General features: G+C 38.4%; 15 protein-coding genes. 5 read left to right on the plus strand and 10 right to left on the minus strand.

What is annotated here, in order from left to right:
• The first annotated feature begins 25 nt into the window (after window positions 1–25).
• A complete protein-coding gene (locus CNR22_20540; GenBank protein PBQ34064.1) occupies window positions 26–1,303 on the plus strand; it encodes a hypothetical protein in 1,278 nt (425 codons plus the stop codon).
• Window positions 1,304–1,400: 97 nt separating this feature from the next.
• Here the strand turns inward: CNR22_20540 and CNR22_20545 are convergent, their stop codons facing one another.
• From CNR22_20545 to CNR22_20555, 3 genes are read right to left on the minus strand one after another with little or no spacing between them, the layout of a single operon-like run.
• A complete protein-coding gene (locus CNR22_20545; protein PBQ34065.1) occupies window positions 1,401–2,156 on the minus strand; it encodes a hypothetical protein in 756 nt (251 codons plus the stop codon).
• Window positions 2,157–2,168: 12 nt separating this feature from the next.
• On the minus strand, window positions 2,169–2,993 hold the full coding sequence (locus CNR22_20550; protein ID PBQ34066.1) for a hypothetical protein: 825 nt from the start codon (window positions 2,991–2,993) through the stop codon (window positions 2,169–2,171).
• A gap of 53 nt (window positions 2,994–3,046) precedes the next feature.
• A complete protein-coding gene (locus CNR22_20555) occupies window positions 3,047–3,961 on the minus strand; it encodes a hypothetical protein (GenBank protein PBQ34067.1) in 915 nt (304 codons plus the stop codon).
• A 266-nt stretch (window positions 3,962–4,227) separates the two neighbouring features.
• Here CNR22_20555 and CNR22_20560 point away from each other — a divergent pair, with 266 nt between their 5' ends.
• The 3 genes from CNR22_20560 (at window position 4,228) to CNR22_20570 (ending at window position 7,232) form a co-directional block, all read left to right on the plus strand.
• A complete protein-coding gene (locus CNR22_20560; GenBank protein PBQ34068.1) occupies window positions 4,228–4,797 on the plus strand; it encodes a hypothetical protein in 570 nt (189 codons plus the stop codon).
• A 69-nt stretch (window positions 4,798–4,866) separates the two neighbouring features.
• The gene (locus tag CNR22_20565; GenBank protein ID PBQ34069.1) at window positions 4,867–5,823 is read left to right on the plus strand and encodes an ABC transporter ATP-binding protein; all 957 of its coding nucleotides are present in this window, start codon (window positions 4,867–4,869) and stop codon (window positions 5,821–5,823) included.
• 74 nt (window positions 5,824–5,897) lie between these two features.
• Window positions 5,898–7,232: an ABC transporter permease gene (locus CNR22_20570; GenBank protein ID PBQ34070.1), complete on the plus strand. Its 1,335-nt coding sequence runs from the start codon at window positions 5,898–5,900 to the stop codon at window positions 7,230–7,232.
• A gap of 10 nt (window positions 7,233–7,242) precedes the next feature.
• Here the strand turns inward: CNR22_20570 and CNR22_20575 are convergent, their stop codons facing one another.
• A complete protein-coding gene (locus CNR22_20575; protein PBQ34966.1) occupies window positions 7,243–7,920 on the minus strand; it encodes an NADP oxidoreductase in 678 nt (225 codons plus the stop codon).
• A 142-nt stretch (window positions 7,921–8,062) separates the two neighbouring features.
• Here CNR22_20575 and CNR22_20580 point away from each other — a divergent pair, with 142 nt between their 5' ends.
• A complete protein-coding gene (locus CNR22_20580) occupies window positions 8,063–9,388 on the plus strand; it encodes an amino acid permease (GenBank protein PBQ34071.1) in 1,326 nt (441 codons plus the stop codon).
• 110 nt (window positions 9,389–9,498) lie between these two features.
• On the opposite strand, the gene CNR22_20585 is transcribed toward CNR22_20580, so the two are convergent.
• The 6 genes from CNR22_20585 to CNR22_20610 form a co-directional block, all read right to left on the minus strand.
• Window positions 9,499–10,917: a glycosyl transferase gene (locus tag CNR22_20585; protein ID PBQ34072.1), complete on the minus strand. Its 1,419-nt coding sequence runs from the start codon at window positions 10,915–10,917 to the stop codon at window positions 9,499–9,501.
• On the minus strand, window positions 10,918–11,670 hold the full coding sequence (locus CNR22_20590; protein ID PBQ34073.1) for an SAM-dependent methyltransferase: 753 nt from the start codon (window positions 11,668–11,670) through the stop codon (window positions 10,918–10,920).
• The gene (locus CNR22_20595) at window positions 11,663–12,445 is read right to left on the minus strand and encodes a hypothetical protein (protein PBQ34074.1); all 783 of its coding nucleotides are present in this window, start codon (window positions 12,443–12,445) and stop codon (window positions 11,663–11,665) included. Before CNR22_20595 ends, CNR22_20590 begins: the two co-directional genes overlap by 8 nt.
• Window positions 12,446–12,467: 22 nt before the next feature.
• Complete coding sequence (locus CNR22_20600; protein ID PBQ34075.1) at window positions 12,468–14,147, minus strand: hypothetical protein; 1,680 nt, start codon at window positions 14,145–14,147, stop codon at window positions 12,468–12,470.
• Window positions 14,148–14,341: 194 nt separating this feature from the next.
• Window positions 14,342–19,363: a hypothetical protein gene (locus CNR22_20605; GenBank protein ID PBQ34076.1), complete on the minus strand. Its 5,022-nt coding sequence runs from the start codon at window positions 19,361–19,363 to the stop codon at window positions 14,342–14,344.
• Window positions 19,360–20,442 carry a hypothetical protein gene (locus CNR22_20610; protein PBQ34077.1) on the minus strand — a complete coding sequence of 361 codons (1,083 nt, stop codon included), beginning with the start codon at window positions 20,440–20,442 and terminating at the stop codon, window positions 19,360–19,362. The genes CNR22_20605 and CNR22_20610 overlap by 4 nt, the downstream gene beginning before the upstream one ends.
• Between the last annotated feature and the right edge of the window lie 26 nt (window positions 20,443–20,468).

Consider the following 20,468-nt stretch of genomic DNA (forward strand, 5'->3'; position numbering starts at 1 on the left):
GGTACTACTATTGCTGAATAAAACTATGATTCGAAAAATTGCTTTTTTTACCTGCCTCTTATTTTTGATTCTTCCCAAAGCGCATGCCCAGGAAGTCTTAAACAGCACGCTATTGAGAGCGGATAAATTATTTATTAACCGCCATTACGAGGAGGCTGTTCAGGTTTATCTTAAATACCTTGAAAAATATCCCAGAGATTATTATGCCGAGCGCCAAACCGCGCTGTGCTACAACCGTTTAAACAAACCCGATGACGCCATTGATCACTGGCCAATCGTAGCAGAGAGTAGCGAAGCTACCGAACAGGATTACCTGGAATATGGAAAATCTTTACTGGCAAACAACCGTCTTCCGCAAGCAAAGAAAATCTTCATGGTTTTGAGTCGCAGTGCAGACAAATCTTTAGCAGCATGGGGCAAAATGTATTTGAATCCCGCAGCACTTTATATCGATTCGGGAGCAACGCGCATAGTAGAAGTAAAAGGGCTGAACACAGAACTTCCAGAATCTTCGCCGGTAATCTCAAAAGGCAAACTATTTTATGTTTCTGAAGCGCTGAGGTCTCCAAGACTTTTTTATGCTTTAAGTGATGAAGAAACCCAGCATGTGGGAGGTGCACTGCAAAAAGACTCCTTAAATCTTTTTCCAAGTATTATATTCGAGAAACTTCATATTTTACCAATCAGTGGAGCCTTTTGTTTTTCACCTGACGGAGCCTATTTGTATTTCACGCAGGCAGTTTCTAACCGCGAATTGAAAGTGAAAAGTTCGGTGCCGTTTTTTAAATATCAGATGTATGTTTTAACGATGAGTACGGTAAATAATCTTCAACCTGAAATAAAAAAATTCAAATACAATCTTCCCGATTACGATTTTATGCATCCTAATATTAGTAAAGACGGGAAGCGATTATTTTTTGCAAGTGACATGAAAGGGTCGTTGGGTGCAAAAGATATTTTTATGTGCGAATGGACCAGCAATGGCTGGGGAACGCCTGTAAATGCTGGTCCGGAAGTGAATAGTCCCGGTAACGAAGTGTTTCCGTTTATTACAGACGAAAATACCTTGTATTATTCAAGCGATCATTTACCTGGTCTTGGAGGATTAGATATTTTTATTGCGGGACCATCTTCTACAAAAGGTAAAATTTTTGAAGAATCAGAAAACGCGGGAGCAAATATGAACAGCCGTTTTGACGATTTTGGTGTATTGGTTTTAAAAAACGGCTCCAGGGGCTATCTTTCCAGTAATCGCAAAAACAATACCGACGACGATATTTATTATTTTTACAAAACCCGGTAGAATTCACGCGATCGGGATTAAATTTTATCTAGCATCCTCTCACGACTAAATGCTTCATTCGGAAAGTGTAGAAGTTTCGGAACACAGATTGGTTTCGCTACCCTGCCAGGATAATCAATCCAATTAAAGCTACCCACAAAATCACGCTCACAATGCCCAATACAAAACCAACCCGGGCTTTCTTTTCCGCGCCATAATGTTCCGGATCGCCTGCAATGAGATGCAGTTGAATGGACGAGGTTATTATCGCAATAATTCCGCCAATAATAACCAACGGATAAAAACCAAGAATACCAAATATCAAACTATTCGTTGCCAGAGCTGTTCTCTTCTTCACATACCGCTGCGGAGTGTAATTATTCGCCTGAGCAGGCTGCTGCGCCGGAGCTTCCTGAACTTTAAAAACTTCGTTTGTGCCATTAGAGTATTTCAGCATAAACACATTGCTCTTCTCAACAATGTAGTCGGGACCATCAGGCATAGAACATTTTTTATATTTAATGGTTGTACCTGTCACTTCCAGAATTTTTATTCTATCCTCAGAACCATTTTTATAAATGATCACGTCGCAGGAATCAGTAAAAGATTTAAAAACAGAAGTTTTCTTTGCAGGTTTAAACGCAATAGTTGCCGACGCATCAGCATTAAGTTCAGTTTTCTGCTCTTCTTTAACAGCTGAAGGAATTTCCGTGGAATTTTTTTTAGTCAGCGCTAAGGTTGGTTTGTTGCTCTGGGTTTCTTTTGCAGGAGCATGCTTTTTCCAACTAACAAAATACCCCTTTTGATAGTGGCGCTTTTGTACACTGCAGGAGAACAGTAGCAGTAGTGGAAGGAGAAATAAACTGTTTTTCATAAGAAAGTAAAATTAAATTACTACAAGTAATAATATAAGTAAAACAAGCAGATAAATACTTGCAATCACCATCCCGATTATCATACCTGGCATAGCAAGTCCTTTGCCTTTGTATAGCTCGGGCTGTTGGTTGATTTTACGCAACGCTACAATTCCGGTAATTATCGCAATCAATGCAAATAGAAAAGGTAAAAGATATATTGCGCTAACAGCTATTGCACCCAGCGCCCCAAGATAAAGTATAAACAGCGCGAGAGACGAAAATACAAGTGAAGCAATAGCTGCCGGATGAACCTGCCTGGCATACTTACTTTTACGGTAATCAGTAGTTTGATTGCTATTTGGACGTGAGCGCACCGGCTCAGGCGATTGAACGCGCGGGGCAGGCTCTGATTTTATAACTTCCCGAGTACCATTGGAATATTTGATCATGAAAATTTCTGACGTCTTACTAACGTAAGTGGGACCATCGGGAATATCGCAACGTTTGTATTTAATTTCACTGCTTCCTATTTCCTTTACTTTTCCTTTTATCTCTGAACCATCTTTAAAGACCAAAACATCGCAAGTGTCTTCAGGAGGAGTATTGGCTTTTATAGATTTTTGAAAAGTCAGGTCATTACGATTCAGAGCAGGTAGATTTTCGTGTGCTATTTCTTGTTTTTCTTGAGTTTCGGCAGCAGTAACTGGAGCCTTCTTATAAGTTCTGGAAGCGTAGGTTTCTTTCTTTGAATTTTTAGCATGCCAGTCTACATAAAATCCATTTTGGTATTTACGTTTCTGTACGCTGCACGACAGTAAAAGAAAAAAAGGCAGAAATAGAAATAATTTTTTCATCAAACAAATGTACTATTTTAATAAAAGTGGTTCTGTTACAAATAGCACAATTCTTAGAAGCTAAAGCCGATGGCGAAACCGGTCCAGAAATAAAGGGATACGGGATTGGGCAGCGGATTGATCGCCTGGTTGGTTCTTGGGTCAACAACCTGTTTGCTTAATCGGTCGCTTTTAAAACCAAGGGATCCAAACATGTTCAGCATCAATCGGGATTTGGTACGAAAAATTAACCCATTGGTAATACTGTAGCAGTAGCTTGACAGCGTTGAGCTTTCCGTTATAACAGTTCCTGCCTGATAAGGATTAGAAGGGTTATAAGGTGGTTGGTAATAATACGTCTGATCACAATCATATTGCAGGAAGCGAAACGCTGGTCCTACATAATAATTAACCGGAAAACGCAACGAGGGGTAGTAATTAATTCCAAAACCGGCTTCAATAATTTTATGATTTAAGGTAAGGTTGGCGTTTCCATTATTGTAATAGATAGATTCAGTCAATACAGGCTTGTCGAGACCAAAAGCCACTGGAATAATAATATTAAAATTGCTCTTGTAAAATTCGCGTTGGTAAATTAAACTGATTTCGCTGTTAATGAAATTAAAAAAGTTAAGAGAAAGACTTGAAGCGTGGCGGTAATATTTTAATGAGTCCGCCTTCGTCATCCCTATGCTGCTTCGGGGCTGCGCTGGCATCACTACAGGTCTCTGGTCATAAGTGGCTGGTTTAGGCGACACATCTATTACTTCGTGCTGACCATTCTCATAGATCAGCAAACTCACTTCACTTTTATTTACAACATAAGCGGGACCATTGAGGTTGCTGAACAGTTTGTACTTAATCTCCTCTGGGGAAACCTCTGTAATTTTTACCAGTAATTTGGTATTGTCTTTTTTATAAAGTTGATCCTGCGCCTTGCTTACGAAAGCAAGAGTCAAAAGCATACAGAGAAGCGTTAGTTTGTTCATGGGTTTAGGTTTAAAGTAAAGATATTAATTTTCACCAAATTAGCCTCATCCGCTCAGAGATTCCTTTGACATTTGTCAAAAAGGAAAATCACCCTGATAGTGTAGAGCCTTAGCCACTATTTAATTTATACAAGTGTAAAATAAATTGAAAATAAATAGTTTAACCCTCCGGATATTTTTTAAATTTAAAACTTAAGAATCCGGCTCTGGTATTAACTGGGCCGGGCAACCTTTTCAACGACTACTAAAAACAATTTAAAAAAGAAATGAAACGCTTTCTCAACTTTTTTCTTCAAGGTCTCATTTTATTTATTCCCTTAATCATTACTGGAATTATCCTGGTGAAACTTTTTGATTTCTTTGCAGGCCTTTTCTCCTTCATTGGATTCAGTAATTATCCCATATTAAACACATTGTTAGGCTTTCTGGGCACCCTTGGTTTTGTGTTGATCCTCGGTTTACTGGCCTCGTCGTACATTTTTAAACAAGTATTCAGTTATTTTGAAGATAAGCTCGAACACGCGCCCTTCATCCGGCACATTTATTCTCCCGTAAAAGATTTTACCAATGCCTTTGTGGGAAATAAAAAAAAATTCAATAAGCCTGTTTTAGTACTTACCAATCCTGCGGCGGGTATTTATGAAATCGGATTCATCACGCAGGAAGATTTAAAAGATTTTCATATTCACGATAAAGTGGCGGTTTATTTACCTCTATCTTATTCTTTATCAGGTAAATTAATTATTGTTTCTCCCGAAAATGTAAAACCTTTAGAAGGCAACGCCTCAGATGCTATGAAATTTGTTGTAAGCGGTGGTGTTACCGATGTCGATTGATTTTGCCCGCTCATGTAAATCTTATTTGCGGCTGTATAAATTCTTTAAATTTGAAAATTATTTTTTAACATGTCAGAAATTCTAACGATCAATAATGTTTCAAAGCGCTATGGCAGTCACGTAGCTTTAAATAATGTATCATTAAGCGTTGCTGAAAAATCTGTGCTTGGTCTACTGGGCCCAAATGGCGCGGGTAAAACCTCTCTTATACGCATTATCAATCAAATTACTGGTCCTGATAGTGGAGAAGTGCTTTTTAAAGGAAAGAAATTAAAATCAGATGATGTAGAACAAATCGGTTATCTGCCGGAAGAACGCGGCCTTTACAAAAAGATGACAGTTGGTGAACAGGTATTATATCTCGCGCGCTTAAAAGGGTTGAGTCGTCAGGAAGCAAGAAAACGTATAAACTATTGGTTTGCCAGGTTCGAGATGGAAACCTGGGCGAAGAAAAAGGTAGAAGAATTAAGTAAAGGGATGCAGCAAAAGGTTCAGTTTATTGTTACGGTCATTCATCAACCGGAATTACTTATTCTCGATGAACCCTTCAGTGGTTTTGATCCGATTAACGCTGAGCTGATAAAAAATGAAATTCTTGAATTAAGAAAAAATGGAGCAACCGTTATTTTCTCCACTCATAATATGGGTAGCGTGGAAGAACTGTGTGATACTATTGCTTTAATAAATAAGGCAGAAAAAATTCTCGATGGTTCTGTAAAGGATATTCGTAAAATGTACAGGTCTAACACCTATAAGATCGCTTTTAAAGGCAATGCTCTGGGGTTTACCAATGCTTTGTGGACAGGAGGAGAGATCCTTCAAAAAAACACAGAGGACGATATTCATAGTTTTATAATTAAACTGGCTCCCAATTTTTCATCCAGTAATTTTTTACAGACGGTGCTGCCAACTTGCGAAATCGTTTCTTTTAATGAATTGATTCCAAGCATGAATGATATCTTTATTACCAAAGTAAATGAGGGTAATGGCACTGTAGTGGGAACTAAGAGTAGTTATACGGAGTAAGTCAATAGTGAATAGTTATAGTTGCAAGTCGATAGAAACAACACGAAATAAAAAACACGAAACTCGAAATAGATATGAGTAAAATAGGATTAATCATAGGACGAGAGCTGAAATCAAAGCTGTATAATAAAACTTTTATTATCATGACTATTTTAGCGCCGCTGCTACTTACGGGCTTTATAGCTTTTATAGTAAAAATGTCGGAGTCTGAAAAAACGGAACAAAAAGTCTTAGTGATAGATGACTCAGAATTATTCAAAAACAAACTCTCAGGTAACGACTATATTTCTCTTTCTTTTTCGAACCTGAAAATTGACGAGGGCGTTGAAAAGTTTTACAAGCAAGGTTACACCTGTTTGTTATGGATTCCCAAAACCGTAGTAGGTGGCGCTGCCGGAACAGTGAAACTTTATTACAAAAAGTCACCGGGATTTGGATTTCAAACTTACATGAAAGATCAGCTTGAGAAAATTATTTATGAAAACTCTTTAAGTGCAAATAACATCGATCCTAATATCATTCATAATTCAAAACAAAATGTCCGGATGGTGATGGAAAAAGTCGACGATGTAGGTAAAACCCAGGAACAAACGGGCTTTGGCTTTATCGGTTTTATCTCCGGAGCGTTGATGTTTATTTTTATCCTGCTTTATGGCATGATGGTTTTTAGAAGTGTTATGGAGGAAAAAGCAAACCGGATTGTTGAAGTGATCGTGTCTTCAGTAAAACCTTTTGAACTCATGCTTGGTAAAATTTTGGGCGTTGCCATTTTGGGAATCATTCAGTTTGTGATCATGGGAATTATAACCTTTGCCTTAAGTACTTTGTTAAGTGTCTTTTTTCTTAAGGATTCTATGGCACAGCTCCAGGTTTTTAAGCAGCAGCAAGAACTGGTTAAAAAAAATGGTACAAACGTGGATTTTACCAAACTCGAAAAATTTGATGACAAACTTGAACTTTTTGAAACACTTGAAAAAATTCAAAAAATCAATTTTACTCAGGTCTTTATATGTTTTTTCCTCTATTTTATTTTAGGCTACTTATTCTATAGCTCCATAATGGCGGCCATTGGCAGCGCGGTAGATTCAGAGGCAGACTCCCAGCAATTTATCACTCCGGTCATGATCCCGCTGATGATAGGCTATTTCCTCGCTATAAAAACGATGACCGATCCCGATTCAAGCTCTGTTTTCTGGGGATCCATGATTCCCTTTACTTCGCCAATAGTGATGATGTCGCGTATTACAAGTGGTGTGCCGCTTTGGGAACTTATGCTCTCACTATCATTATTATTCCTTTCTTTTCTGCTAACCACATGGCTTGCAGGTCGCATCTACCGCACAGGTATTTTAATGTATGGTAAAAAAACAAGCTGGCGTGAAGTAGGAAAGTGGCTTTTTTACAAATAGAATCTAGTTGTTAACTAACAATCTTAAAATTAAAAGCTCCGGTTTTTTTTACACCATACACTCTAAGCCATATCAGCATGAGGCTTTCTGTGGCTCTTGCGCCGCTTATATCGCCAAGGTCAAGAATAGATTCGCTTTTCCAACCCAGTTCATTTAAAAAAGAAATTACTTTTTGTTTTGCTTCCTCATCGTTGCCACAGATATAATTGACATGTCCTCCATTGTCAATCATCGCAGGATTCAACATTAATCCATTCCACATTGTATTTAAAGTCTTCACTACTTTTGTATCGGGGAAGTTCTTTTGTATTTCTTCACCCAGCGAATAGGTATTGCTTAAAGATGGAACTAATGATGGAGGCATGCCATTGCTGAAGTCTAGTGGGTTAGAAATGTCAACCAGAATCTTCCCTTCCAGATTTTCTTTCCCGGCTGCCTTAATCACATCTAAGGTAGTTTCGCCTTTGCTTACATTGATCACAAATTCTCCAAAAGCTGCCGCATCAGCAAAAGTTCCCAGCTTTACTTTTGAATTGTTTTCGAGGAACGCTTTAAATGTTTTATCTCCTTCTTTAGAAAGAGTAGCCGACACATTTCGTGTTCCTACCATCACTTCATGTCCGAATTCCGTTAACTTTACTGCGAAGGCTTTGCCAACGCCGCCTGTGCCTAATACCGCTATTTTCATTGTAAGTGTTTTTGTTAATGTGAAAAGTAGAGCGACAAAACTAAATACTCCATCATTCATAAACAACAGCCCTGGTCTAAACCCTTTAAAAATAGTTTCTAAATCCTACTGACAATCTTTAGGAATTTCTTTACTTTACATCATGTCTGAACACAAAATAGAGTTTAATACTGCCGTTTCAGTGGTTATTGCCAATATGATTGGTACGGGAGTTTTTACAAGTCTTGGTTTCCAGGTAATGGGGATGAGTTCGGTATTTTCTATTTTATTATTATGGGTTTTGGGTGGTGTTATCGCTCTTTGCGGGGCTCTTACCTACGGTGAGATTGGTTCTGCTTTTCCCGAAAGTGGGGGAGAATACAATTATCTTTCTAAACTTTATCACCCTGCTCTCGGATTTTTAAGTGGTTGGGTGAGTGTAACCGTTGGTTTCGCCGCGCCAATAGCTGCAGCCTCTGTGGCACTGGCCCGCTACGTAACAAAAATTTATCCCGCCGTAGATGAAATGGTTTTGTCTTGCTCTGTAATTGGTGTTATCACCATTATTCATTCTATTAACCTGAAAGCGGGCAGTGTTTTCCAAAGGGGGTTTACATGGGTGAAAATTATTTGTATCATTATGTTTATTGGGTTTGGCTTGTTCTATATTCCAGAACATACCATTAGCCTTGTACCAGGAGCCGATGCCTGGAAAGATGTATTTTCAACTGCGTTCGCAGGTTCTTTAATTTATGTAACTTATGCTTATAGTGGCTGGAATGCAGCCGCCTATATTTCGGGAGAAATAAAAAATGCACAAAAAAATTTACCTCGTGCTTTGATCTTAGGGACGCTTTGCGTTATGGGCATTTACACGTTATTAAATTATGTCTTCCTCTATACTGTGCCGATTAATGAATTAAAAGGTGTATTGGAAGTGGGTTACTTAAGTGCCGGGAAAATTTTCGGATTACAAGTGGGACAATTTATGAGTCTTGTAATAGCTGTTCTTTTAATTTCTACAATCAGCGCTATGATCCTGGCGGGACCGCGGGTTATGCAAAGTATGGGGACAAACATAAGCGGACTCCGGATTTTTGCAAAAGCTAATAAAAATAATGTACCCTACGTTGCTATTATTTTTCAATCGCTAATTGCGCTGGCTCTGGTTACAACTTCTTCTTTTGAATCGCTGATAACCTATGTAAGCTTTACACTAAACATGTTTACTTTTTTAACCGTGTTCGGAATTTTTATCCTGCGGTACAAATTCAGGCATATTAAAGCATGTTATCGCACGCCCCTTTATCCTTTAACGCCCATCATCTTTTTAGTGATTATTCTTTGGGTGCTTATTAATATAGTTATAGAAAAGCCAATAGAATCCTTGTATGGTATGGTAACGGTCTTGGCTGGACTGGCCATTTATTTCCTGACGAACAAAAAGGATACGTCATCTTCCATCTCAGTAAGAGATTCTGAAAACTAGTTTGTTGAGCCTGCAAATTTAGGTTGATGCTAAAAATTGAGTTCCTCCTCATCTCTGAATCGCTGTGTTAAATTTCTATCCTGGATTCGCGATCAGCGGATCTTTAATGGCTATATAAACTTACATTTTCTGCTTGCAAACGCGCACATGCGCAACAAGATCACACCATGTTTAAAGCGCGAAATATTTGTAGACCCATATGTTCTTTCTCTGTAGCGAATGGGAACTTCCACAATTTTTAAATTTAATTTGTGCGCTCCGAATAACAAATCGAAATCACCAAATGGATCAAACTCTCCAAAGTATTTTCTGTTTTTGGTGAGTTTAATATAATCGGTTCTGAACATCACTTTAGTGCCGCACAGCGTATCCTTAAAGCGCTGATCAAGCAGCCAGGTAAAAGCCCAGCTGAAAAAATGATTTCCCAGATAATTTAAGAAACGCATTGCTTCTTTATCCATGGGATAAACCAGGCGCGTTCCATTTATAAAATCGCCTTTGCTGCTGGCAATCGCATTGTAAAATTTAGGAAGGTCTTCAGGCGGTACTGTAAGATCGGCGTCCAGGATCATTAAGATATCGCCAGTCGCAATTTTGTATCCTTCGCGCACCGCATCGGCTTTTCCTTTACCTTTTTGTTGCCCAATTTTTATGTCATGCGTCGCCGCATATTTTTTCTGAATCTCCTGAATCTTTTCCCAGGTATCGTCTGTGCTATTTCCTTCAATAAAAATAATTTCCACATGCTTTCCAAATTTTGGGAGACGTAAAATGGCATTCTCAATATTTCCACTTTCATTACGTGCAGGAATTACAACGGTTGTAGAGTAGTTTTGCAGATAATTTTCTTCGTGTATCTCTGGTAAGGGCTTCGCGAAGCTGTATATATTGATACTAAAGAACCTGAAAATAGGGAACTTTGCCAGGTACTTATTAAAGATAAAAGATAGGATAGGGAAGAAAAAGGGGATGATCAAACGCTTGCTATTTCTGTAAACATCAAATCCTGAAATGTACAGTAAGTTATTAATGTCGCTGGTACTTAACCAGTTTTGTACGGGTGTTTTTTGTTTCAATCCAAGCAATTCTGCAACCTTGAAAAAGGGTTCCCATAAAGAATTGTAGAACTGCACAACAACTTTGGTATTTGCATGCGAACATTTTTTAACCTGTTCGAATACATTTTGAATATCGTCGACGTACCCAATTAAATTACTGATTACAATTAAATCGAATTTTTGATCGAATTGAATGTCGTTAGCATCCATCACTAAAAACTCTATATTTTTATCGCCGTGTTTTTCTTTTGCCCAACGGATGTATTCTTCACTAAAATCAATTCCAACTTTTTTCTTTCCGGCAATTCCGGCTAGTAAATCGCCACTTCCGCAACCCACTTCAAGAACGGAGCTGTCTTCATGAGAAAAATAATTGGTATAATTGGTTATTTCATTCCAGTAATAAGCACTGAATTTTCTTTTCTGACGCTTAGCGGCGAGGGTATTAAAGTATTTTGTTGGTTCTTCCACTTAAATTTTTTCTATTTCAATAGTACAAAATAATCCTAACTGTTTAGCGAATGGCGAGAGTAACCATTCCGACAATTTTACAAAGCTATACATAAAATATGGAAGCATAGCACTGCGCGAAACGCCACCACTAATTACGTAAGAAAAGGGAGAGTGGTAGTTTACAGACACTATTTTTAAATGGGGATAGTCTTTTTTAAAAAGATCGAGATCACGTTCAAAATAAATGTAGGGTAGGGCCTGGTTACTGTTCGATAAAGGATTTCCGGCCTCTATTTCACGCCCTCCGTTTTCTTCAAAAGGTTCGTGGTGATAGTTTTTATAAATAAACCTTCCCAAAGCACTGTTGGCAGGTTCCGTCATAATTATCTTACCACCCTTAACCAGGGTACGTTGCGCCTCTCTTAAAAAGGCATGCGGTTTTGGAATATGATGAAAAACATTTAGCATCATGATGGCCCCGAGCTCATTTTCTTTAAAAGGCAATTCTTCAGCGCTAAACACCTGGTCTACATTAGGCAGAGCCAAAATGTCACTAGTGATCACTTCCGGGAATACGTCTTTTAAAAAACCACCTCCTGAGCCAATCTCAAGATATTTACCAGTCTTTACCTTTCGGGCCTGTTCTATAAAAACAGTATACCAGTCGAGATAAAGCTTCTTTAAAAATGGTTTTTGTAAAATAATATCACGGTGAGCCAGTGTTGTTTTTGGATCATCGAGGTCAAAGGGTATAGTGTATTTTTTAAACATTTGAACGGCTTGCAAAAATATTAAAGTAAGTCTCTTCTCCTAAGCCTTCAAAACTTAAAACTTTGTCGAGACTTAATTTTTCAAGTGAGTTTTTTGTAAGCAGGTAACAGTTGAATCCCTGTTCAGTTAAAAATGTGAAATAATCAGTCACCGAACTACCGGCTTTTTTTAATCCGTAAGGCCAAAATTCGGAAATGATTTTGATGTCGGTGTTTTTTCTTAATATACTTTTCATGCCTTGAATAGCCTGCATTTCGAAGCCTTGTATATCCATTTTTATAAAATCAACGCGACCAGCTTCCGCGGGATCTTTTTTCACCCAGTAGTCATCCATGCTTACAGCTTCGATTTCCAGCTCCTGATCAAATTCTTCAGGCTTGTAAGTACGGTGATCGACATTTAGATTTTTGGAAGTGTAAATTTTTAGTGTTTCGGTTTTAGGACCAGCGGCAAGATTATTAATTAAAATGTTTCCATAATTTAACGTGGCATTCTCGAGATGTGAGAAGTTTTTCTTATCTGGTTCAAAACAATGCACGCGTCCTTTTTCACCAACCAGTTTAGCAAGAATTAAAGCGTAATAACCAATATTGGCGCCAATATCAAGAACTACATCGCCGCGCTGAACATATTTTTCAAGAAGTTGAATTTCAAAAGCATCCTGCCTGTTTTTAAAGCTGGTATAAAGCGGCTTGTAGAGTGCAAAAGCATTTTTATAAAGAAAATTACCGAGTTTTATACTGAATGACATTTTTTTAATTTTTTTTAATAACACTGCATGCCCTAACTATCAATTTCTAATAGAGAAATTCGTACAACTCTGTTTGCTCATAAGCGCCTTCTGTATGAACCAGGCGTAATTTGTCAGGATAAGCTTCCATGATAGGCACAATAATGTGGTGAACCGTATTTATAATGCCCATACCAGGTTCATTTGGATTTGCTCGCAAACTTCCCAGCATAACATGGGTTACTTTATTTTTCTTGAAAAAGGCGAGTGCACTGTCGGGGTTAGACATGCGTGTGGCTGTGTCTCGGTAAATTACACTGTAAATAGGAAAGAATTTTTTTCCTTTGCCATATACAAAACTCATCGGTGCTTTACGACTTGCCACAAGCGCACTGGAATTAAGACTGTCAGCACACCATTCACTGCATTTTAAAAAGTTCTGCCAGTCTGCTGTATAACCAAAATACTTATCGCCTTTAAGATTTTTTTGAATGACAGGAATGTTCTTAAATCCCCGTTTAAAAGAAGACAAGCAAACAGAACCAATTACAAGAGCGGCAATCACTATATATATGCTTTGTCCGATACCTGGTTTGAGCGTTAAGCTGTAAATTGCGTAAAATATCAGAATTAAAACAATTGGCATACACACCAGGGTAATACGTGGTTGATCCCATTTGGTTTGCAGTATTAGAAAAGAAAGTACAAGCTGAGCTCCGGTAAATAAACTGAAAAGAAGCATGACTTTGTTCCGCGATTTTACAAGTTTATAAAATCCAAAAAGGACCAAGGCTACAGTTATCACAGCAAGAATACCGTGGGTATCTGTGTTCATCTCATCTTTCCAACCTATTAACTGATAAAATCTTTTGCTTAAAGAGAGATTTGTGTTCTGAAAAAAACGTACAATAAAACCTGCAAGGTCTTCATCTCCCTGAGATTTATCGTAGGGGTCTTTTTGCAGGAGAATCTTACTTTGTCCTGCAAATTGATTTTGCGCAGTCCACACAGTTCTTACAATGAGTTCATAGGGAATTTTAAAAACAAGATAACCTGCCAAAGAAAGACCAAGTGCTTTCCAGTTTTTTTCAAGCGTAAAAAATAATAAAACCGCTGGAATAACAACAATGGCGGAACTTTTGGCGGTGCTTATTAAAAACATACTAAAGCCAAACATCAGCCATGTTTTCAGTTGCGGCTTAAGATCAACACCATCGCGTTTTATAAGATCAAGAAGTTTTACAGCATAAAGAAAGAAAAGACCCTGCAGGAAAAAATAGAAAGCTTCCGTAAAAGTCATACTGGCATAATAAATAATCAAATAATTGCAAGCCTGAAAAATAATAACAGGAATAAAAACGATAGCCGGAACCCTTCCTTTTAACGCTTTGTAAAAGAAGATAAATCCAAAAACGTTAAACAAGGTCGAACAAAGTTTAAAGACTATCAGTTTAAAACCAATAATTTTAATCAGAAAAGCCAGGAACAAAGGGTAGAGCGGTGCATTCTGAGTGTAAAAATACTTCGGAAACTCATTTACATAGCGCCAGCCGCCTTCCAGGTAAAGAGCGTCGTCATGCGCTTCACTTATGCGTGCATTAAAAGATATAAAGGATAAAAAAATACTTAGGATGACTAAAGTACCAAAGATCTTTTGATCGTTTTTGGCTGCCCAGTTCTCAAACTTTTCGTAACTCGTTTGAGGGTTCTTTATCAGTATAGGAGCCACTTTTTTGTTCGCGTTCATAGTGGGCAAAAATAACAATTTATTGTATCACAACTAGTCTGTTAATCAGTATTTTTAAGCTTTATTCAGGGTAATTGTTCTGAATTTTGAGAGAAGTAATGCCTACTCTTGAGTGGTAGGATATGCTGCCTTTTCCGTGCCGTTTTGATCTTGTTAAAGCGCATATCTCAGCTAAATTAAGATCAGGATAACTATTAGCGCATCAGCACCATTTTGCCAAATTCTTTTACAAAAAACTTATCAGCACCACTGGCATTTCTCTCAATGTTTTGCCCGTTAAGTTTTGTGTTCACTTTATATAAGTAAACACCATTGGCCAGCCGGTCTCCATAATTATCCCGCCCATCCCAGGCATAATCTGTAATATTTCTGCCAATGTGAATGTTGCCCAATTCGGCACGGGTAATTTCTCGAACGATCTTCCCGGTAATGGTCATTATTTGTATAGTAAACACTTCGGGCACTTCACTACCTGTTAAAGTAAATACAAAACGCGTGCTGGTGCTAAAGGGGTTTGGATAATTTAAAACCTGTGTTACCGTTGGATGATTGTTTACTTCGAATTGAATGCGGTAGTCCCTGGCAGCAGAGGTATTTGCACTGCGATCTTTAGCCTGAACAATTAAAGTGTATTTTCCGTCTACTCCAAAGGTAGGACTGTAATTGATACTACAACTGTTTTTTGGAAGATTAGCCGGTGTGAAAGTCAGTTGCTCCCCAAAATAAATCCTTTGCTGCAGACTCTGATCCGGCGACTGCAAATAAATGGTGAATGCACTGGTGTCATTCAACGCCAGGTATTTATTTTCATCTTTGAGTGTAATAAGAATATTAGGTTTTGCAGAAACAATATCTCCATTCAATATTCTAACCCCGTCAAAAGTCACATCCAGTAAGGGGTTAGTGATGTCGGAGTTTACTTTAAAAGGATAGCGTCCAATATTGTTAAATTGACTCTGTTCGTACTGATACTTCGAATCAGTAATGGGGTTTACATAAATCCACAGCGCATTGTCGCCTTTATACTGATAGGTATTAATGGTAACTGTGTCAATCAGTATTTGTCCCGCAGCGAATGGCGCTGCTTTTAACTTATGCGGAAGTGGAATTTTAGTACGGTCTTTATTTTCGATCCAATAGGTAATGACTAGACTATCTTTGAAATTTTTCGCCCCGATATTTTCAATAGGAAAGCGGAAAGAAACAGCGTCGCCTTCCTGAAGTGTATCATTAATGCTTGCAAAGCCTTTTAATGGATTGATGGCGCATTCAGGAGCTTCGTCATACAATACCTGCCAGCGACTCAGCTGCGGAGAGGTACGGTATACGTCATCCGACATAAAGGCCACTAGTTTTAAATAAGGATAAACAGAAGCATCGGCATAAGCCGAAAGTGCCATTACATCCGAACTGTCTTGGTTAAATGTTACGAGGGTGTCTACTTGTCCATTGGCTTTTATCCCAACTACTTTTAAAAGCGTTGTATCTCCAGCTGTATTGTCCAGGCTTTTTAATTTCCAATGCAGACTGTTCCATGTATTAGAAGGACCAATAATTTCGGAAGCAACAAAGCCACTGTGCCAGCGGCTTTGTATACTGTCGTCGAGAGTGATAATAGATTTTTTGTTGGCACCGATTAGAACATGACCTTGTCCGGCACTCATTCCTTTTCTACCATACAGAATATAAGGAACTGTATCTGATGTGGTACGTATATTTTTAGCTCCAAAGCTTTCAAAAGCCGTATAAAGAGAATTACTGTAGGAAGAAATCTGGGAATAAGTAGTATCCCCAAATAATTTTGCACCGGTGGTGTAAGCCAGAATGTATTGATTATGTGGAATGGAATTCAGGAAATTTTCCAGGTTTGCCTTCCACACAAGAGATGATGTTCCGCAAGCATTTATACTTCCAAATGAATAAACATAACGTTCGCCATACTCTACGCAATTGTTATACTGTCCAACCCCTGTGTTAGGGGTGTTAAGACTATAGATCTTATTTGGTTGCCCGCTGTTCGTATCAAAAACCGCAATATTCCATCCATTAAATGCCGAGGGCCATTCTTCTTTTAAGATGTCATCAAAAAAGAAAGTGAATTGATTTAGCTTCAGAGTCGGGAACAGGCCAGAGGTTGCCTTTAAAGTATGTTTGTCATTAAAAAAAATAAACTGCCTCTGAGCTTTATTGTAGCTCACATATTGATAAGCATCATTCTTAAACTGATGAAATTGTGCCTGTCCCCAACCGCGTTTATCGCCAAGGGTTTGAAAAGAACTTTCTTTCCAGATGAATGCTTTTTGAGGGGAAATACTGTCGCGGCTGATGCGCCAGAAATAAACCGTACTATCTTTATATGGTAAATTTACTTTCCATTCTACAACGCCACCGGCACTTGTAATGAGAGTGGTACTAAGCAGACTGGTGAATTTGTCGCAGGTATCTAATTGCAAGCGGTAGGTAGTTAAGGGGGCAAAGGGATCGGTTGTAGAGGCTTTTAAAGTGATGGTTTGCGTTTTTGGAACCACGGCATATTTATATGGATACACTGGTAAGACGTCACCACCGGGAATAAATAATTCTAACGCCCCAACGGTATTATTGGTCTCAGATACTTCCGTAATTTTTTCGTACTGATCTACTTTTACAGAGAATTTATTTAAACCAATGCCCCTGTTAAAGTCGATCGGAAAATAATAAGTAAGGCTATCCATGTACATGGCAGCTTTCAATCTTTTAAGAACGGTTGCTGTGTCTCCGTTTGCCAGTGTGCGCACAATTTTTAGTCCCAGCGTATCACGGATGCCCTTGCCCAGGTTTTTGTATTTAATACGGATACCAACAGAGTCTGTGTATTTTTTTAGATCGAACGAAACATCGTTGTTAAAGATTTGGTAATCGGGCAGTAAACCATTGCTGATCCTCACAGCCGGATCACCACTTAAAGTCATTTCAAGACATACGAGTTTATTTAAAATATCTCCGTTAGAATTTTTAGATGAAGTTTCTTTAATAAGATCTCCAACGCCCTGATCGTAATTGGTTTTGGACAAAGCTTGATAAAAACCGTTTGTGAATTTGTCAAGATTCCAGGGAAAACCATAAGACGTTGTTGCTAAAAATCCAATACTTCCTTTTTGATTCGCAATTACAAAACGTTCGCTCACCGACCGCTCCTTGTCTACATGAATGTCGCCCGAATAACAGGAGTTCGCTATTACAAAAGGATATTTGTCTTTATTGTTATATGTTTCAGGATCATCTACGGCCTGGTCGAATCCGCTTACGGAACCGTGTCCGAAAAAATTAATTAAGGCTGCCCCTCTGTTAATCACATTGCGCAAACTATCGCTGATGTTACTTTGAACAGGAGCAGTTGTGTTTTTTTTAACGGTTGTCACATTGCCGCCAAAAAGAGAATCTTCAATAATTTGCTCAAAACCTGTCATGTACCCACTGAGCTGATTTAATAATACTTCATCATCGCCACCAACAAAATGCAGAACCTGTTTTTTCCAATCTACCAAAGCCGCTGGTTCTTCGTATTTTTGAACCTTCGCAAGGTAGGTCATTACCTCGCTGTTAGTAATCATAGCAAGTCTCCCAATCGGAATTTCAGGATAATAGCCGTTTGTATTGGTCGCTGTTAGAGAAGCCACTAAAAGATTGTCAGCGCTGGGAATTCCGATGGTAGGTACTAAATTGTCTTTTTCACTCGCGCTTTGTAAAAGGTAAGAATAGCCCATGGCTTTTCCAATTATCATAACATATAAAGGTTCCTTCGATAAACTATCCTTCAAGAATTTTATAAAATTCTGAATCGACAGTGGATGTTTTCTCACCCCATAAGAAAATTGTTCGTACAAAGTTTCTATATCTACGTCTATTACGTTAAAATTGCCGCCAGCCTGACTCTCCCTGTATGATTTATAACTCATCGCAGAATTTTGCAGAGTCTTATGATAGATCATTACATAAGGCCTTGCAGCATTGATGGTTTTGTAATTGAAAAAGCTCCCACTGCCATTTACTTTACTAAGTTTTCTAACTACAATAGTGTCCTTTTCAGAAGCAAGAAAAAGTTTTTTAGAGCCTCCGCCATTCGGAATAACAGCTCTCAATAGCGTGCCGTTTACCACCACACTTATACGTTTACCATTTGTTAAGTCAAGCAGGCTTGCGTTTGGATTGCTTCCTGAATTAAAACTGCTGAAATTGTAAAAGGTTTTTTGCGCAGACGAATTGTCATCTACAACAAGATGCATTTTCGAATCATAATTTAAATCGGTAGTGTGCGGATAATAATAGTGCAGGTAATGCATTACTGTACCATTTGTATTGGTGAAACTTGGTGCAGCCACAGAGCTAAAGGTAAGTCCTGCAGTCTGACTCACGTTTGGCGCATTTAATGTGAATTTTTTTCGCGCAGGAGCATAACCAAAAAAGGTACTGTCGTGTAATAAAACAGGTGCGTTACTTTGATCATGATAAAAAATCTGTACCTGGTGATCGGGACTGTAGCTGCCGGAGAGACTAGAACCGGAATAATTTACGGTAACATAAAAAGGAAGTGGGTTTGCTGTATAAATATTTAAACCAGAATGGGATGAAGTATAAGAAGCGTTCTTTGAAAAGAAAAATCCTTTTCCTTCGGACTGTGTTAAATGCGGATCGCTGCTGGAACTCGAATGTTCTAATACCGCATTATACCATTCATTCAGTGTAAAAACTTTAGTTGTATAATAATGATCTGCTGTAGGATAAAGAGCGGATGCCGTATCTGTTTCGAGTATAAAACGTTTGTTATTCAGAGATGAATTTACAGTGAGGAAGGCACATAAAGTATCATTGTAAATGCTGAGATAGGGATTCGGCATATAAGCGATATTAGTGTACACCAGCGAGTCAATATCTCCCATAAGAGGATTGGCATAGAACTCCAAATAATCACCTGCATTTATTTTCCCATCCGCTTCGCCTTTAATATAAAGATGTTGTTCCCTCCCTTTGAAAAACACCTGGAAGTTTCTGGGATCAACGGTAGTGAGATCGTAATAATTTGATAGAGTGGTGGAGTCAATTCTATGAATGCCTTCTTTGGCAATCGGAATTTTATAATACTGTTGAGAAAAATTGATCCACTCATTGCCGTATTTTTGAGCGTTTCCGGCAAATGCAAAAATGAAACTTATGATTAAGAGAAGTACGAATCTCACTTGTTCATCTTTTTATTTATGTCAACTTTTAATGAAAAAATATTTGAATACAATGCTGTTGAGTGGTCTCCAATATCCGTTAAAGCATAATCTAAAGTGAATATTTTATATTTTACACCCACCCCAAAATTGGGCTGCACAGTAGTTATATAAAGTGTTGCTCTATCGTTTAATTGCTTTTGAATGTTGCCTAATCCACCGCGTAAAAAGATAAAGCCTTTATATCCCACTTCCAGACCAAAAGCAGGCTCCATGCTCCAAACCTCCGAATTAATTACGGTGTTACGCATACCGTCGAAAGTATTTATGAAATTTACTTCTCCTAGAATTGAAATCCGATCCTTCCACACTTTATAATTCCTTGCTACACCCAAAATCAATTTAGGCACCGTAACTTCCAATGAAGAGCTTGGAATTTCATTTCCGGTCTGTTGTAAGGTAGCTATCTGTTTTTGATCCAGATTAAAAGTCCATGCGTTAAATGTTCCGGTGATGTCGCGGGCCATAGCTGCGAAGGTCCAGTGTTTGTAAGAGTATTTAGCCCCCGCATCTAAACCAAATCCCCACGCTCCGGCAAGATCTCCCAAACGGCGACGGATAACTTTAAAATTTCCACCCACTTCAACACCTTTAAGTTTAGGCATTACGCGCGCATAACTTAATAAAGCTGCAAAATCAACAGCGTTAAATTTGGTAATTCTGTCATAATCAAAATTTCCGTTAGCATCTACAAGGTCTAAAGTGTTGGGAATATTGTCCACTCCGAAACGTAAAATAGAGATCCCAGCTACGCTATTGGAATCAATCCGTTTAGAGGCTCCTATATAATCGTATTTAGCAATGCCGGCAAAGTACTCGGCATGCATTAAACCTACTTCAATATCGTTCTTTTGCTTCAGAAGGCCTGCCGGATTCCAATACCCCGAATTTACCCCCTCAACGGAAGCTATGTTGGCATTACCCATGCCTAAAGCTCTGGCACCCACACCTATACTTAAAAACTCATTACTGTATTTACGAACCTGCGCTTGCAGACCAAAAGAAAGAAAAAGAAGGAAAAATGGGGTAATTCTATACATATCTAAGCAACTAATTTAAGCTAAAA

This window comes from Sphingobacteriaceae bacterium, from assembly GCA_002319075.1.
GTDB lineage: Bacteria > Bacteroidota > Bacteroidia > B-17B0 > Aurantibacillaceae > Aurantibacillus.

What these genes read in the sequence shown, in the direction of transcription:
- CNR22_20540 (PBQ34064.1), top strand. Translation starts at nt 26, where the DNA reads ATGATTCGAAAAATTGCTTTTTTTACCTGCCTCTTATTTTTGATTCTT.
- CNR22_20545 (PBQ34065.1), bottom strand. Translation starts at nt 2,156, where the DNA reads ATGAAAAACAGTTTATTTCTCCTTCCACTACTGCTACTGTTCTCCTGC.
- CNR22_20550 (PBQ34066.1), bottom strand. Translation starts at nt 2,993, where the DNA reads ATGAAAAAATTATTTCTATTTCTGCCTTTTTTTCTTTTACTGTCGTGC.
- CNR22_20555 (PBQ34067.1), bottom strand. Translation starts at nt 3,961, where the DNA reads ATGAACAAACTAACGCTTCTCTGTATGCTTTTGACTCTTGCTTTCGTA.
- CNR22_20560 (PBQ34068.1), top strand. Translation starts at nt 4,228, where the DNA reads ATGAAACGCTTTCTCAACTTTTTTCTTCAAGGTCTCATTTTATTTATT.
- CNR22_20565 (PBQ34069.1), top strand. Translation starts at nt 4,867, where the DNA reads ATGTCAGAAATTCTAACGATCAATAATGTTTCAAAGCGCTATGGCAGT.
- CNR22_20570 (PBQ34070.1), top strand. Translation starts at nt 5,898, where the DNA reads ATGAGTAAAATAGGATTAATCATAGGACGAGAGCTGAAATCAAAGCTG.
- CNR22_20575 (PBQ34966.1), bottom strand. Translation starts at nt 7,920, where the DNA reads ATGAAAATAGCGGTATTAGGCACAGGCGGCGTTGGCAAAGCCTTCGCA.
- CNR22_20580 (PBQ34071.1), top strand. Translation starts at nt 8,063, where the DNA reads ATGTCTGAACACAAAATAGAGTTTAATACTGCCGTTTCAGTGGTTATT.
- CNR22_20590 (PBQ34073.1), bottom strand. Translation starts at nt 11,670, where the DNA reads ATGTTTAAAAAATACACTATACCCTTTGACCTCGATGATCCAAAAACA.
- CNR22_20600 (PBQ34075.1), bottom strand. Translation starts at nt 14,147, where the DNA reads ATGAACGCGAACAAAAAAGTGGCTCCTATACTGATAAAGAACCCTCAA.
- CNR22_20610 (PBQ34077.1), bottom strand. Translation starts at nt 20,442, where the DNA reads ATGTATAGAATTACCCCATTTTTCCTTCTTTTTCTTTCTTTTGGTCTG.